Below are 16,692 nucleotides of genomic sequence, written 5' to 3'. Positions count from 1 at the left end.
CATAAATCAACGGATTATTCTCCACATACGAATACCGGTTCAAACTTAGCGGATTCGCGATGCTGCCTTGGTATGGGTCCTTGGAGACGAATCTTCCCGCATTCGGATCATACCAACGAGCTCTAAGATATTGGAGATCCGTCGTGTTGTCCCAGTATTCGCCCGAATAACGGAAGATGTTCGGAACCGTCTCTTCTTCAGTTTCCGGGTTGCCCCAGATGTCGTAAGTGTAGGTGTTGAGTTGGTTGCCCTGGCTGTCGGTCAGGCCAATGACGTCGCCGTGACCGTTGAGTTGGTAATACTGCACCTCGCCACCGGCCTGGTCCACGCGAGACCATAAACGTCCGCTCAGGTCGTAGATATAAGTATACGTTACGCTTGGCGTGCCTCCGCTAACCTTGGCTTCGGCGATCAGCTTCGCGTCCTCATCATAATAATACCGGGTCCGGTTGGTCCCTTCCACACGTTCATAGAGTAAGCCGTCCCCGTTATAGACATAGCTCACTTCTTTGCCATCTTCCAGTTTTACCTTCGTTAATCGGTTCAGGCTGTCGAAGGTGAAGTTCGCATTCGTCAAGCCTCGGAGTTCCCGGCCTTCCACGGTTAACTGATTGCCGCGTGCATCATAAGCGTACCGTTTGTTCTTTAACCCGCTTTCGGTCTGAATTCGATTCAACGGATCATAAGTAAAGGTATCGACAGCACCGTTTTGTGTACGGCTGATGATGTTCTTGTTAAGGTCATATTCATACTTAAACGTATGCCCCGTGGCTACACTCATCTTGGCCAAGCCATATGCCGCTTCGGTTACGGTCGCGGAGTTCTCTTTTGCGTTTACAGCCGCTTTCTTTGCAGTGACCGCAGCTCCAGCAGTTACCGTCATCTCCGTCAAGTCATAACCTTCATAGCTGTAAGACGTACTTGGTCCGTTAACAGACGCACCTTGTTCCAGCAATCCATTGGCCTTGTAATCAAATGTAATCTGGTCGATTTCCGACAAGGCCGTTGGGGCAGCCGCCAACGCGGACTTCCTAGTCCCCGCTGCATTTCGCACTACACCCAATGTGCTGACCCGGTTCATTTTATCTAACGTGTAGCTTGCGCCTGCCGCTTTTCCATTGGCGTCCGTCAGCGTATATCCCGTACGCATTTGTTTGTTGTAGGTATAGTCGATACGCGTGCCATCCGGATACCGAATGGACGTTAATGAGCCATCCATCGGATCGTAGCTGTATGTCGTACTCCCCGTGGCATCGGTCATCCTTGTACGTCGGCCCATCGCGTCATAGGCGTACTGAATCGTTTGATCCGGGGCCTGGATTTTTGTAAGTAAGTTATCGCTGTTATATTGATACTCCGTAAACCGGCTTGAATGGTCTAACGATTTGATCAGATTCCCTCTTGAATCATAAAAATAAGCTTCCACCAAATGTTCTTCGTTCATTTGACGAATCAAGCTGCCCGATTCGTTATACTCTTTTTCCACGTAAGTGTTGTCTGGGTACTCGATCTTGATCAAATCGCCGGCCAAGCTATACGTATATTTCGTAACACGTTGCTCCGGGTCGGTTATGGCCACAAGCCGTCCTAATGTGTCATACTCATAAAGGGTTTGCTGCCCCTTGCCGTCCGTCACGGACAGTGCATTACCTTCCAGATCATAAGTAGCTTGTTGCAATGGGGTAAAGGCACCGTTCTTCCATTCTTCCACGGCTAGAGTGTTCCCCAGCAAATCCAGCTTCTGCCGCTGCTTAACTCCTGCAGGGTCCGTGTAGGTTACCGTGCGATTCACCATATCATAGCTGGTTTCATCCTGCGACCCGTCAGCGTAAAGCGTCTTTGTTAGTCGATTGAACCCGTCATAAGTGAATTTTGTGATGTTTTGTTCGGCATCAATTTGTTGGTCCAAGTTCCCTGCTTCATCATAGGTGTATTCAAAAATGGTGTCATCCACCACTTCTTTAACCAAAAAGCCAAATGGGTCGTACTTCTCCAAGGTGACGATGCCTTCTGGTCCAGTCGTTGTGACGGTATTATGGTCATCGTCATATTGAACCGTGGTCTGGGTCTGATCGCTGTACAGCACCTTTATGACTCGTCCAAGCGCATCGTACGTGTAAGTCGTGACGGCTCCTGCCTCATCTTCCGCCGTAAGAAGATCACCCGCGGCCGTATAGGTAAAATTCTGCTTCGTTTCAGTGTATGTTCCGTCAACCGCATGAATCACCATCGATTGTTTAGTAAGCAAGTGCTTCCCGTAAGGAGATGCATAAGAAAAGTTAACTGTATTCGTCCGCTTATCGTCCTTGATCTTCTTTACTAACGGATTGCCGTAATTATCATATTCCCAATCCGTTTGAGCCAGCAGCTTGCCGGTAGCGCTATTTTCTCTTACCGAGGATTGAGACACGCTTCCCTGGTCATTGTATTGGAAACGCTTGATTCGCTTTTGTCCATCCCTGATCTTGGCTTGAACCTGATTCGGCAGAGACCAGAAGTAAGGAGCGGAGGAACTGGCATACTCGTAAATCGTCTCTTGTCCCGTACTCCAGTTTTCCGATAACACTTGTCCCTGTTCATTGTATCGATAGGTTGCCGTAAGAGGCTGCGATTCGCTGCCTCCTTGCGAATAGCTCTCCGTGACTTGCACAGGCACATTCCAGCCCGTCACATCATCATAACGAAATTGCCGCTCAAATCCCGTGGTTGCTTCTTCACTTCTCTGCTCATCAAGATACAACCGATCCGGCTGACCGCTGCCCAGAAAAGCCTTCCGAAATTTCAACGTATCTGTGGTTCGAGCTTCCTTAATCGTCGTGGTCCAGGCTGCGGCCTGCCCAAAGCTGTTCAAGTCTTCACCGGAATAACTAAACTCCACAGGGCGGAGGACAACATCTCCTAGCGGTGTCGAGTAGACATTTTTGCGCTCCTTCGCTTTAAAAACAAAGTCCGTTGCATACTCACCAATTTGCTTGCGAGCAGGTACGTAATCGAACTCAGTCGTTCCTGAAGCAGGATAGATCACGCGCATTAACAATGCCGAGCGCTTTACCGGCTGCTGCACCTCTTGATCCTTTAAAGCCGCCAAGAAATTATAACGAGATTCCGGATAGGTATAAAAATACTTGGTACTCCGGCCCAACGCATCTTTAACCTCTTTTAATACAGGTTGGCCGTTATCAACTGTCGTGTAGTACTCCATCTTCCGATCCGTACCCGTTTGGGCTACCGTAACCTGACCGGCTGCATAGGCAAAAGTCAATTCATTGCCGTCACTGTTCTTGATTCGAGACAGGACTGTTGCGTTATTTTGGGCTGTATAGTAGAACTCAACCTGATTCCCATAGTTGTCAGCAATCAGAATGAGGTGGCCTGAAGCGCTGAAATAATACTGATTCCCGTTCAGCACCGAAACCTTCGTATCGCTAGTCAGACCTCCAACCGTCTTGGTTGCGTCCGCGGTCAGCAACAGGTCATTCCATGGATACCCTTGCAGCTTCAAATCATCCGATAACGAATAACGCCCAATCCCCGGAAAATCCAAAATCCGCGTACCTTCCCGTTCTTCAATGAAAGGAAGCCCCCATCTCCAGCCCCGGCCTAGCGCAGATTCCCGCTCTTCCCGGCGGGCTGCTGTACGGTTCACATAAGCTCCATTTTCCAATGCCACGCCGATTTCCTCACTGGCCCGCGCACTTTCATATATACGCGTTAGCCAAAAAGGAAGCGCCCCGGGCAGAGTTAAATCCGTAGCAAGGAGCCTCACGTTGCCAGTAGCAGCGTCAACCGAATCCTCGGCATAACCCATTTCATACATCGAAGATTCATCCAGCAGCGATAGTTGTTCGATAGCCAATTGATCGTAATCGTCAGCAGCGGCGAATACTACTGGAAGGCTGGACTTCTGCGCCGAAGATTCTTTGGCCTGCCCGGACGTTGGGAACAAGTCCGCAGCTTGTTCGATCTCCCACGCGGGCCTGAACTGAGAAATGGCCTTTTCATAACCGTCCTTTCCGCCAAGTAATGCCTGATAAATCTGATAAAGTGTATATCCTTTGGACAACTGCTCATCTATCCAGTTTTCACGAACGTCAAATTGACGAATGATCCCGGATACGGTCAGGAATTCAGTGGAAGCCGAGGAAGCGGTTGTTGAATTATCCGTTCCTCTGTGATCCGCAGAAGCGCCAAAAGACACGGCGTCCAATAAGCCCGTGCTAATCAGTGATATAGATAGCACCAGACCGATGACTTTCTTAAACATCCTTAATCACCCCGTGAGTTTCGTTTTTGGTTCAATGTCGACACATTACTGGAACGGAAAGACTTTTTTCGTTCGATATTTCAAATTCCCATTCGGGTCATAGTCGTAAATCAACTTGTCACCAGTTGGAAACAAAATCTCAGTAAGCCGTCCATCCGGACGATAGTTGAACTTTGCTTCTGGAAGCACCGTCATGATCGACGCCATTAGCTGCAGTTCAAGCGGGAGAGCGTTCTCCTCTTCAAGTTTCAAATAGTACGTCTTGCCGGCCTGAAGATCGAATTCCAGAACGGTGTAATCGAGTCCGAACTCCTGCTCATTCTCGTTGCTCGAGGCAAGCGCAGTACGCAAATTCGGTTGATCGTACAACGTAAGGATCGGTTGAATCGCAAAATTTTGCAGCTCTTTGGTTGCAAAACGGTACCTTCCTGTTTCAGGAGCTGTAAATCGGTAATAGCCGCTCTGTCCGGCTTGTTTGTACACGTATAAAACCTGACGATGCAGCAAGTCCTCAAACACGTACTCCTCTACGTGCACAAATTCGAAGTTGCGGTAAGGAGCCGTGAAAAGAACCGCGTTAGCCGAAGTCGTCTTCACTTGGATCGTCCCACCTGCTGGTACATCGTGCGAGGTCGCGGTTTGATTCCCTTGCCGGACGATGTTTCCATAGGCATCCAGAATCGTGAAGTCAAAGTACCGGTTAGCCGAAATGTTAGCATTGGTCGTCAGCTTTGCCTCAAAGTTGCCGATGTTTTTAAATCCGATCCGTTGTTCCGGTTCCAGTACACGTTTCAACAATGCCGGTTCTGCACTTGGGCTTGCTTGAAAAGCTTGTCCATAGGTGAAGGTTACGGCTCGATCCGTAGTTACCGTCACCACAACCTGGCTGTTCGCGGGTACGGAGAGATTACCGTCCTGATCAAACTTCGCTGTATCTGGCATACCGTCCGCCCGATAAATTGCGTAGTCGTACCCCGTACCCAGACTAGCCTTCGCATCGCTGGTCAAGGTCTGAGGGGAAGCCTGCAAGTTGGTGAATAGATAGCTTTCGTTTTGGTACAAAGTCACCCGTTTAACCGTCGGATCCTCGCCCGCCGTGCCTGTGAACGAGGTATATACCGCCCCGAACGTAATCGGAGCCGCCAGCGGAGTTACCGTAATGGTGTAGCCTGCTGAAACTTGCACAGACGTGTACCGGCTTGCGCCTTCACTATGCACGGTTCCATCCGGACGCCGGATGACATAGGCAAATTCATTTGTATTCATGGTGGCGTTGCTATACAGGAATTCTGTTTCATTGCTTATATTTTTATAGGTATAAGCATTACCCGGAGCAACCGTAGCCCGAAGCAATGCAGGATTTGCCGAAGAAGCTACTGTGATCGTGTCCGTATAAGAGATCTTCACCGGACTTGCAGATTGACCAGTAATAATTGCATACCCTCCGGCAGGAATCGTCACATTCCCTGTTTCTTCAAACGATACACTATAGACACTGCCGTCAGCGCGGTAAACGGCGGCGTCATAGATGCCTCCAACATCCCGCGCATCACTGTTGATAACAATCGACTTTGAGCCTGTGTTGCTAAACGTATAAGACTCACCTAACCGAACGATTTGTTTGGAGATCGCCTCCCCCGGTTTGTCCTTCCACGAGAACAGGCGATAATTTGCACCGAAGGTTACCGGAGCCGAAACTGCCGTAACAACAATCGAGTTCCCACTAGATACCTGCGGGTCTGTATACGTATTTTCCCGTTTTCCTTGCTGCGTTCCGTCTGGATAGTACTCCACCCAATCAAATCGGTTGCTGGAGGTTGCATTGGACCGCAATGTACGAAGGCTTGAAGAGATATTCGTAAATTCGTAGCTCTCGCCTTGCGAGAGAGTTACCCGGAAGTGAGACGGCTCCGCACTGACTTCAGCAGAAAAATCGTCCGTATAATCAAAGGTTACAGGGACCGACCCTTGCACGGTAATGATCGCAAACCCGCCGGGAGGCAGCTGTGGTGTACTAATCGAATCAAAGCCCTGGGAGTAGTAGCTGCCATCCGCCTCATAAACGGTATAATCGTACAGACCATCCACCTGTCTGGCATTGTTATTCACAGGATTACGAAGTGTGCCATTATTGGTAAATTTGTAAGAAACACCTGGAGATAATGTTACTCGGCTAATAGCGTCATCCTGGCGATTACCGCCCATAAAGGATCTGTACGGACCCCCAACCCGGACCGGATTATCGGTAAGAAGAGTTAGCGTCATATACCTTCCCACGGCTACCAAAGGCATGGTCGAGGTATTCGTTCCCCGTGAGGTTTCCGTACCATTCGCGTCATAAACTACATAGTCAAATTTGTCCTTGGTGGTTCCAGAATGTTCAATTCGATCCGATTTCGTACCTACGTTTGTAAACTTATAGCTCTCTCCCGGATACAGCAGCACACTGTCATAGGCTGGTTCATCCGTTTCATACCCAATGAAGCCTTCGTAAGGGACACCTACCGTTACTGGTTCTTCTGAGGCTCCGGTTAAAATAATCGAATCACCCACGCTGAAGGAAGGCTTGGTATATGTGTCAAAACTTGACTTCTCTAGGGACCCATCTTCTTTATAAACCGCGTAATCGTAACGTTTCCCGTTTGTTGAAGTCGCGTCACTCATAATAGATCGACCTGCATAAGCTTGATTGGAAATGAAGTAGCTCTCTCCTCGGCGTAACGTCTTTTTTAACAGGGCAGGAACCGGGGAGTAAGCATATGAAAGTTCCGAATTAAAACTGACCGTCAGAGGATAAGGATAATCCACAGTAATGACCGTGGTACCCCCTTTGGATAGCACGCTTGCACTGCCAGTATGGGCGAGATCATCATAAGTTACCTTGCCTTCACTGTTGTAAGAAACATAATCATAGCGAATATCATTGCTGGATTTGGCATCCGTTGTAATCGAGATTAAGTTGGATGTATCGTTTGTAAATCGGACGCTCTCCCCCGGATAGATGACTAATTCCGTCTTCTCAGCAGCGAGTAGATAAACGCTATTCGTTACGGTATATACATCCTTCGTCACGGATGGGCTAGAATTGTGTTCAACAGGTGGCTTTACCACCCCAAGGGAATTCCAGCTGGATTCTCCTTCTGCCCTTAACGATACCGGCCCCAAACTTCCTAAAAACAACAGGGCGACAAGACAAGTTAATATTGCTTTGCTCCTCCTCATACAATTTCCCTCTCCTTCCATATTAAGGATTTTTGATTCATATCTCTTATCGGATCTCCTATTTAGTTGATAAATAGGAATATTGTACCTACATGTTCTTAGCTCAACTTCATCACCTCCCTTCCGAACCTTGCTCTTCTCATTGCAGTGCCCTTAATTGCAATAAAAAAAGAACCACGATAAATCTATCGCAGCCCTACAAAGTTAATGTTATGTGACCGACACTAACATTTTATTCTTTATCATCCAGCTCTATCGGTCTATAAGCGGACATGCAAAGGACAGAAGGCGGTCGAATAACGGACAGTTTTGTATAGAAGATGACTTATCATGGATCTATCTATGGATTAAATCAACACATAAGGTCGAAAAAATCCGTACAAGGCATATAAATGAATTGTCGAGCTCCATAGTCGAAAGGTAAAATATAGTTATCAAGCAGATAAAGGAAGGTGATCGTTTGCCCTTTACCATTGACAATACGATTCTTCTCTTCTCCCTGCTGTTGTTCATCGGAGTGTTTACCACCAAGTTTTCCTCGCGGCTCGGCTTGCCTTCCCTCGTATTCTTTATTGCTGTCGGCATGATCCTAAGTAAGTTTATTTACTATGACAACGCCGTGATCACCCAGCTCTTTGGCATCATGGCACTGATTGTCATCTTGTTTGAAGGCGGGCTGCAAACCAAATGGCAGAACGTCCGTGTCGTATTGGCTCCTTCCTTGTCGCTGGCGACCCTCGGGGTTGTGCTGACCACGCTGGTCATTGGGGCTTGCGCAAAATACATCCTGGACGTCACTTGGCTGGAAGGTATGCTGTTTGGTTCGATCGTCGGTTCAACGGACGCCGCGGCTGTATTTGCAGTGCTCGGCGAGAAAAACATCAAGCAGAAGCTCACCTCCACCCTTGAGGTTGAATCCGGGTCGAATGACCCGATGGCTGTCTTTTTAACCGTCTCAGTCATCCAGCTGATCCAATCCCCGAACGCTAGTATGTTCACGATGATTTTGAGTTTTTTCTGGCAGATGGGCTTGGGGCTGGCGATGGGCTTGCTCTTAGGAAAAATCGCGGTTTGGTGCATCAACAAAATCAACCTCGATTCCTCCGGGCTGTATCCCGTGTTAGCGATGGCTTTTGCGATCTTTACCTACAGTTCCACATCCCTGCTCAAAGGGAGCGGACTTCTTGCCGTCTATGTCATGGCGATGTGGGTTGGTAACTCCGACCTCACCTACCGCCACTCCATCTTCCGGTTTAACGAAGGCTTTGCCTGGATGATGCAAATCCTCATGTTTATTCTGCTTGGACTCCTGGTCTTCCCCGCTGATCTCATTCATATCATCTGGCAAGGCATGGCGTTATCCATCTTATTGATGTTTGTCGCCCGGCCGATCGGCGTCTTCCTCAGTACGATGTTCATGAATTTTAACGTAAAAGAGAAGCTCCTGATCTCTTGGGCCGGACTCCGCGGCGCAGTGCCGATCGTGCTGGCCACCTACCCACTCATTGCCGGGATTGAAGATGGCCACCTCTTTTTCAATGTTGTCTTCTTCGTTGTGTTGACCTCCGCTTTAATTCAAGGGGCGACGATCTCGCCTTTAGCAAATCTTCTAGGCCTGTCCGAAGGCAAGAAAACCATAGTTCCACATGCACTAGAGCTAGTATCTATGGGCAAAACCAATCACGAAATTGTAGAAATCCAAGTCAGTGAAAACTCCGCCGCAGACGGGCAAGAGCTTAGACAGCTAAAAATGCCGCAGGATTCGTTGGTCAACGCCATTATCCGCGACCAGAAAATGATCACCCCAAGAGGCCACACCCGCTTGCAAGCCGGGGACACCTTATATGTTCTGGCGCGAAAAGGACAAACCGATGAGATCAAAGCGCTGTTTCATGAGCAGGTGTTTTTGCAGGAGAGTAGTTGAGAGAGAGGGAACAGAACATCTGTGAAGAAATGACTTGGTATCCATTTTTCTATGCCTTATACTTGAATGTGATTGTTAATATTTGGGAGGGCATAGATGGAATGCAGAAATACAGTCATATCATTTGCAGTTTGATTCTCGCTGCTGCATTTCTAGGAGGATGCTACATCTTAGCTGAACGGGGAGAGGACAAATCCGAGGAGGAGGTTCATGCCAAGACGGATATCACGAATAAGTCGATCTTAACCGAAAGTGAATTAGCCGATTACCTAGGCATTCCCATGAGTGACCTGCAGGACCTTCTGGAGTTGGATCGGAAGAAAAGAGAAAATTTACAGGGCACACGCTCATATGATACTTACTCGATTTTACCTAGCATGGTCTTGCCTAACCGGAGTCATCTCTTCTTGAAGAGCGAAGTAGATAAATGGGTGGAGTATCAAATCATGCAGGGATTGTGAGGCGGGAAATTTTGAGGAGAGATAAGAGCGTTGGCACCCCAAAAAAAGATCCAACAGAAGAGAAAAAAGGGCATAGATGGGCACTAACGACTATGATACGAAGAACTATGCTGCTCTTGATTCCCCTTGGGATTCTCGCCATGATCGTACTTTTTCTAAACGTGTATCCCACGCTGGTCAGAAACACGAAATATGATCTCCAGCTCGGCTTTGTCCAAAACCAAGAATTCCCTAGAATCAACGATCCTTCGGATCATTTTAAGAACGAGGCCCGGCTTATCGCCATGGCCATCTATCCGGACAAGAAGGAAAGCTTACGGCAGGCTCAGTTATATGTCACCAAACGCGGAGACAGCGAAATCCTTCAGGATGAGAACATGAGAGAGACGGCAGACTTAGCGGCCTTTGAAATGCGGCTGAACAATCTGCAGTGGGAAGCCGGCGAGTACACCTTATACTTTAAACGCGGGTCGGATATTCAGATGAAGCTTGATTTTACGTTGAAGTAAAGCCTCGAAATACCCATTTACTAGATTTATTGATATAATATGGTTGTACAACAGACTTGGGTGGGGAAGTATCGCCTCCAGAGCGGAGGTGATGCTCATGCAATTTTCGTTATCGGAAGTGCTTATGCTCGGCATGTTCGTGCTAGCTTTGCTCACTTACCTGCATAAACGAAAATAACCCGCCCAGGTTAGCGCCAAGGGTGCGGGTTATTGATCCAAACACTTTGGAGGTTTCCCTCCCAAAATGTTGTACCGGGAGTCGGATGGCCGTCCGGCTCCTTATTTCTATCCTAATCATATCATGCCTGTTTCATTCCTGCAATTTTCCAGCTCACCCTTACAAATCCCGATGAAGCTTGATTTTACGTTGGAGTAAATCAAGCTTCTTTTTTATTTCGAATTAACTCCGCAATCCTTATCAAATTCTTATAATTCCCCCTTACCATAGGTTCCAGAATGGATGAAAAGGATGAGTACACATGAACAACAACCTTATTCTGCAGACGCAGAACCTATGTAAAAGCTTTAAGGGCCAGCAAGCCGTCCGTAACGTCTCGCTCGCGATTCAGGAGAACTCCGTGTACGGATTGCTGGGACCCAACGGTGCTGGGAAATCCACCCTGCTTAAAATGCTGACCGGCATGCTGCGGCCGACTTCCGGTGAGATACAATTTCTAGGCGCCCCCTGGTCGCGCGAGCATTTATCCCAAATCGGCGCTCTTATTGAGTCACCTCCGCTCTACGAGAATTTAACGGCCCGCGAAAATCTCAAAGTGCGGACTACACTTCTTGGTCTACCGGACACTCGCATCGACGAAGTGTTGCAGACGGTGGGTTTAACGAACACTGGGAAAAAACGCGCCGGCCAGTTCTCCATGGGAATGAAGCAGCGGCTGGGGATCGCCATTGCCCTGCTCCACCGCCCCAAGCTGCTGATTCTTGACGAGCCCACCAACGGTCTCGACCCGTTTGGCATTCAGGAGCTGCGCGAGCTGATTCGTTCTTTTCCAAAGATGGGGATCACCGTCGTCTTGTCCAGCCACGTCCTGTCCGAAGTAGAGCAAATCGCGGATCACATCGGCATTATTGCCGGAGGCGTGCTGGCTTATCAAGAGGCCGTTGCTCCGGGAGAACATCTGGAATCCCTATTTATGCAAATTGCTCGTGAGCACCAGAAAGGAGAGCAATAAAATGCAAGCTTACCTCCGTGCAGAATTTCTTAAAACCAAACGAACTTTTACGAGAAAACTGACCTGGCTAGCCCCTCTGCTCACCTTGCTGCTATGCGCGGTATTGATGGGCGGACGCTTCTTTCAAATCGCCAGCTACAACTGGTGGTATACCCTTTTGCTTCCCGGAGCGCTCACTTTGATGTGCACGGGTGTAATCCAAAAAGACAGCAAAAAGCTAAAATATCGAGCGATCCTCGGATTGCCGGTGCCTCTGCCCAAGATTTGGCTCGGTAAAATCGGCGTGATCGCCGGGCTGTTATTGGTTTCCTCGGTCATTCTAATGCTCGGGATTGCATTTAGCGAGCTAGTCTTCCCTGGTGGATTGACTTTAGCGGATCACGCTTTGGGCAGCTTGCTGCTCTTTCTGACCTTCCTTTGGCAGATCCCGCTCTGTCTGTTCTTAACCGACCGGATCGGCATGTTTGCTACGATGATCGTGAATGTGCTGGGGAACATCGCCTGCAACGTTCTGTTGGCTACGACGGCGTATTGGTGGGCTGTGCCCTATGCGATTCCGTCTCGGCTGATGTGCGCCGCGATCGGCGTGCTTCCTAACGGGTTGCCGGTTCCCGAAGGTGATGCCTTGTGGGACAAGAGCGTGATTTTGCCAGGGGTGCTGATCACGCTCGTCCTGTTCTTCCTGCTGTGCATCCTGACGATGCGGTTATTCCACCATCGGGAGGCCAAGTAATATGAGCACCTACTTCCGTTGTCTCCGATCTGAACTTATCAAGCTCCACAGACAACCGACCCTGTGGGTGCACTTACTCGTCCCGCTGGTCGTGATTGTGATTTTCTTAGGTTATTACGCCTATACTCCGTTTACGCCGGCTTCTAAAGTGAGCGGTTATTTGCAGGTGCTTGCGGTTTCTTTTCCAACGATGATCGGTATCATCTGTGCCATCGCTGCGGACCAGGAGGCTGCCGCCGGAAATTATCAACAGCTTCTCACCTTGCCGAACCGCCTCATCGCCCTGGCTGGTAAGCTGACCGTACTTCTCCTGCTGGGCTTGGGCAGCACAATTCTGGCTTCGGTGGGGTTCGGAGTTGGCTTCCTTTATCTATTGTCTCAATCGCCGTATGGGCTCGCATTCTATATCGAAGCCGCTGGGCTCCTGTTCGGAAGCAGTATGTTTCTCTATGCCCTGCACCTCTACGTGGGTCTGCGCTTTGGCAAAGGGGCATCCATCGGTCTTGGGATTCTGGAGAGCCTCGTGTCTGCCCTCCTGCTGACCGGCCTTGGGGATCATAACTGGATCTATATCCCTTGCGCCTGGGCTGCCCGGTTCGTTAGCCTTTGGATGCAATACGGGGTCGCGAACACTGCCTCCCTTCCGATCCCGGCGAGCTCTTTGCTTGAACCCGGAATCCTTACCTGTCTTACAGGAACCTTGGCAATCATGGTATTCTTAGGAGTGTGGTTCCGGCGATGGGAAGGTACGAGATCGCTGGACTAAACTTAGATCTCATCAATAAAGAAGGGATAGAACATGGCCCATATTCTTGCGGTAGATGATGATCCAGCCGTACTGACCTTAATTCGGAATATTTTGCAAAAAGAAGGACATCTCGTCACAGCTCTCTCCTCTCCTTCTGATGTGTTAACGCTGCAATTGGGAAGCTTTGACCTGATCGTACTGGACGTGATGATGCCGGAGTTGGACGGGTTCACCCTCTGCCGGCAAATTCGCAGCAAGGTCGACTGCCCCATCCTGTTTCTGACTGCCAAATCCATGGAAAATGATCTGGTGGAGGGCTTAAGCATCGGGGCGGACGATTATATCATCAAGCCGTTTGGCGCAGGCGAGTTAAGGGCGCGAATTGCTGCCCACCTCCGCCGGGAAAGCCGGGAACGGCGCAGCGTTCTCTTAATCGGCGAAGTACATTTCAACCTGTCGGGCAAGGAGATGCGGGTGCGGGATACCCTCATCCCGTTGACCAAAAGCGAATATGCCATCTGCGAATTTTTGGCGTTACATCGGGGGCAGGTGTTCTCGAAGGATCAGATTTATGAATCCGTGTTTGGATTCGATGGAGAAAGTGAAGTTTCTACTATCGTCGAGCATGTCAAAAATATCCGTGCCAAGTTGAACCAAATGAACGTGAATCCGATTGAAACCGTGTGGGGGATAGGTTACCGATGGAAATAGCCCGAGTCACGCCAGGACCGAAAGAAACCAAGCTGCGTACGCTGTTTCTTAAATATTTAGCCGCTTTTTGTCTGGGAACGATTGGGCTTGCCCTATTGCTAGCCTTGATCTTTATGGGGTTGCTGTTCTCGGGAGTCGTTCTCCCAGCAGACTATGCCGAGAAGCAGGTGGAGGACGTCAAGTCTCGTCTCACGGCGGGACAGGAGGTACGGCTAGACTTGCCCTCTGCGTTGTACCAATATGCGAAGTACACGGTGGACGGGAAGCTCCTGGAACACAGCTTATCCGCCAAGCAAAGTGAGACGGCGTGGAAGCGTATGGAAAACGGTCAAGCGAGAGGTTACTCTTTCCTATATCATTATACGAAGGTGACGCATGGCCAAGAGGTCTATATCTTCCGGTATTCTCTTGCAGCCCAGTTTAACTTAGAGCCCCTGCGCCGCTTGATGCCTAGTGCGGAACTGGCCTTTTTTGTGCTGTTCTGCATTCTCTTTCTGCTTCAAGCCGTTCTGTTGGCCTCATCGTTTGGACGAAAGTTAGCTCGCAAAATGAGCGGACTCCAGGAGGCAACCCAGCGCATTCAGGAGCAGGAGCTGAACTTCGCCATCCAATACAGCGGGATTGCTGAAATTGACCAGGTGCTTCGGTCCATGGATCAGATGCGGGATGCCCTGAAGAACTCGCTGGAGCAGCAATGGAATCTGGAGCGCCGCCGCCGGGCTCAAATCTCAGCGCTCGCCCATGACGTTAAAACCCCGCTCACCATTGTTCGCGGCAATGTTGAGCTCCTCTCGGAAACGGAGCAGTCGGACGAGCAACGGGAATACACCGAGTATATCGCCCAAAGCGCCCGTCAGATGGAGGCTTATATCAAGACCTTGATCGAAATCACGAATACAGAGACGACGGCTTCCTATCAGCCCGTAAACCTCGATCTGAAGGAGTTCATCCATACACTCGAAGCGCAGATGCAGGCTCTCGCCGCAGTTAAGGAACTTACCGTCGAAGTCCACTTCGTTGGCGCACTGCCGGACGAGCTCTATGCCGATCCGGGTTTGTTGGAGCGCGCCCTCATGAACGTCATCGCCAATGCCATGGATCATACCCCGGCGAAGAGCAAAATCACGCTATCGGTGGAGGCTGCAGGCGATCGGATTCAGTTCCGCGTGACTGACGAAGGTCCGGGCTTCTCGCCCGAAGCGCTCAAGTACGCCACCGAACAATTCTATATGGGCGACCCCTCCCGCCGAAGCAACGGACACTACGGCATGGGCCTCTATATCACCCAGTTTGTTGCCCAATTGCATGGGGGTGAACTGCATCTCGCCAACTCTCAGGTGACCGGCGGGGGCGAGGTGACGATGGAGGTGCCGGTGTATCCATAAATTTCTTACATGGCTCCCCCTCCTGGCTGTGCCCAGGAGGTTTTTATTCTCTCCATAATTAAGTCACTTCAATTCTTGCACCAGTTTTTAATTATTTGGTCAGTCCGTTCTCGGAAAAGGCATCGGTTCGAATTACAAAAGCCAACTCTTGGATGTCGTGATCCCAACTACACAACAGCCGGAAACCTCTCAAGACAGCGCCTGGTTCATAATCCTTACTGTCTGAGCTCGCATAGGCCAGCATATTCTCCTTAAGAACAAACGAAGCTGTACCATGATCGAACTTCAACTCAAGCCTACTAAACTCGGGTATCTTATATTTCATCTTCCCTTCTTCCGTCAAAATATAATCAATCAGCTCGTACGAGCCTGGTTCAGTTGTTTGGTCTTGAAATTTTATTTGAATCGTTTCTCCTAATTTAACATAGGGAAGATCTGCAACGTTATTTTCCATAATGGATTGAAAAGGAGTCATATTACTGTAATCCGACTTTTCCACGTTCTTTGAAATAATAACCGGATTAATATCCTGATTATTGGCCTTTACTTCTACAGGATTCCCCTCACCACCAGCCTTGGCAGAATTGTTATCACCACTACAAGCCGTGACCGTGATGAGTAGCGCCAAACTGAAAACCAGAAGCACGATTTTTTTCAATATCTATCTCACTTCCTTTATTATTTAAAATCGGTCCTATCCACGTTCGAAGATAGGACCTCTTAACTCGCTCGAAAAAAAGTTCCTTTAATTGTTAAAAAAATCAATTAATCCATGTGCAATTGATGGGGCAATGATGTTTTTCGTCCGAGAATAAATGAATACAAAGATTAGATGCATTAAACCTTTCAACAATAGATCGAACCAGTCGTGTGTTATAAACTCATAAAGGCTCATCTCGGATCGGACCATATGAAAAGGAATATGTAGGATTGCGAACATAAATGAACCTGTAAAAATTGCAAGGTATTTATTACTAATAAGAGTAAAAATTCGTGTTTGAAGATATCCCCGAAATATAACTTCCTCGGCAAATCCAATTATAACAATATAATATATAAGTTGTACCAGCGCATTCCCTAGGCTAAGTTGAATAGTATAATTCCCTTTTAAATATCCAAATATCGGTAATGCATTTAATGGTACAGCAGCGATTAGTCCAATAATAATAGATTTAAGTATCTTGAATTTAGTAATTCCAATGGTCGATAGAGAATGCCCACGAAATAATAAAATCAACATAATAGGGAGTAATTGAAATACGAACATGGGAACACTTAGTATAATTCTTAATAAACTAATATTATTAATATATTTGGACGTCTCATACAATAAATTCGTGCTGAACATCATTAACCCAAACAGATACGTACACGTCATTAGATACACATAATACAAAATCAGAATAATACCATCTTTTTTATTCACATTTATGGTATCTTCATAAGAAAATAGATTGAGTCGTTTCTTCACTTCCATTAGATCTCCTAAGTAGTTGCTCCTGAAAAAGTCGATTTTCAAAAATAGTTTCGGGTTGCTGGCTGGGT

The 16,692-nt window shown here is 48.3% G+C and carries 12 protein-coding genes; 8 read left to right on the top strand and 4 right to left on the bottom strand.

What is annotated here, in order from left to right; genetic code table 11:
* Together RW092_RS04865 and RW092_RS04860 are read right to left on the bottom strand one after the other, a co-directional pair.
* Positions 1-4,264 (bottom strand): RHS repeat-associated core domain-containing protein (locus tag RW092_RS04865; RefSeq protein ID WP_316009669.1); only part of this gene is annotated, 4,264 nt, incomplete at its 3' end.
* Positions 4,265-4,309: 45 nt separating this feature from the next.
* Positions 4,310-7,336, bottom strand: a complete 3,027-nt coding sequence (locus RW092_RS04860) for an RHS repeat domain-containing protein (protein WP_316009668.1) — start codon at positions 7,334-7,336, stop codon at positions 4,310-4,312.
* A 610-nt stretch (positions 7,337-7,946) separates the two neighbouring features.
* Here RW092_RS04860 and RW092_RS04855 point away from each other — a divergent pair.
* From RW092_RS04855 to RW092_RS04820, 8 genes are all read left to right on the top strand, one after another.
* On the top strand, positions 7,947-9,410 hold the full coding sequence (locus RW092_RS04855; RefSeq protein WP_316009667.1) for a potassium/proton antiporter: 1,464 nt from the start codon (positions 7,947-7,949) through the stop codon (positions 9,408-9,410).
* A 101-nt stretch (positions 9,411-9,511) separates the two neighbouring features.
* Positions 9,512-9,871, top strand: a complete 360-nt coding sequence (locus tag RW092_RS04850) for a hypothetical protein (RefSeq protein ID WP_316009666.1) — start codon at positions 9,512-9,514, stop codon at positions 9,869-9,871.
* Between the two features lie 92 nt (positions 9,872-9,963).
* Entirely contained in the window at positions 9,964-10,380 is a 417-nt protein-coding gene (locus tag RW092_RS04845; protein ID WP_316009665.1) for a hypothetical protein, read from the top strand.
* Between the two features lie 479 nt (positions 10,381-10,859).
* Positions 10,860-11,570 carry a lantibiotic protection ABC transporter ATP-binding protein gene (locus tag RW092_RS04840; RefSeq protein WP_316009664.1) on the top strand — a complete coding sequence of 237 codons (711 nt, stop codon included), beginning with the start codon at positions 10,860-10,862 and terminating at the stop codon, positions 11,568-11,570.
* A 1-nt stretch (position 11,571) separates the two neighbouring features.
* On the top strand, positions 11,572-12,303 hold the full coding sequence (locus RW092_RS04835) for a lantibiotic immunity ABC transporter MutE/EpiE family permease subunit (RefSeq protein ID WP_316009663.1): 732 nt from the start codon (positions 11,572-11,574) through the stop codon (positions 12,301-12,303).
* 1 nt (position 12,304) lies between these two features.
* Positions 12,305-13,069: a lantibiotic immunity ABC transporter MutG family permease subunit gene (locus RW092_RS04830; protein ID WP_316009662.1), complete on the top strand. Its 765-nt coding sequence runs from the start codon at positions 12,305-12,307 to the stop codon at positions 13,067-13,069.
* A gap of 33 nt (positions 13,070-13,102) precedes the next feature.
* Positions 13,103-13,762: a response regulator transcription factor gene (locus RW092_RS04825; protein ID WP_028539985.1), complete on the top strand. Its 660-nt coding sequence runs from the start codon at positions 13,103-13,105 to the stop codon at positions 13,760-13,762.
* Positions 13,753-15,147 carry a HAMP domain-containing sensor histidine kinase gene (locus RW092_RS04820; protein ID WP_316009661.1) on the top strand — a complete coding sequence of 465 codons (1,395 nt, stop codon included), beginning with the start codon at positions 13,753-13,755 and terminating at the stop codon, positions 15,145-15,147. The genes RW092_RS04825 and RW092_RS04820 overlap by 10 nt, the downstream gene beginning before the upstream one ends.
* Positions 15,148-15,238: 91 nt before the next feature.
* On the opposite strand, the gene RW092_RS04815 is transcribed toward RW092_RS04820, so the two are convergent.
* Positions 15,239-15,805, bottom strand: coding sequence for a hypothetical protein (locus tag RW092_RS04815; RefSeq protein WP_059041416.1), 567 nt, complete (start codon positions 15,803-15,805; stop codon positions 15,239-15,241).
* Between the two features lie 87 nt (positions 15,806-15,892).
* Complete coding sequence (locus tag RW092_RS23765; RefSeq protein WP_410055510.1) at positions 15,893-16,387, bottom strand: CPBP family intramembrane glutamic endopeptidase; 495 nt, start codon at positions 16,385-16,387, stop codon at positions 15,893-15,895.
* Between the last annotated feature and the right edge of the window lie 305 nt (positions 16,388-16,692).

It is taken from the genome of Paenibacillus sp. 3LSP, assembly GCF_032465655.1.
Lineage (GTDB): Bacteria > Bacillota > Bacilli > Paenibacillales > Paenibacillaceae > Fontibacillus > Fontibacillus barengoltzii.
This window is presented reverse-complemented; position numbering and strand designations above follow the sequence as displayed.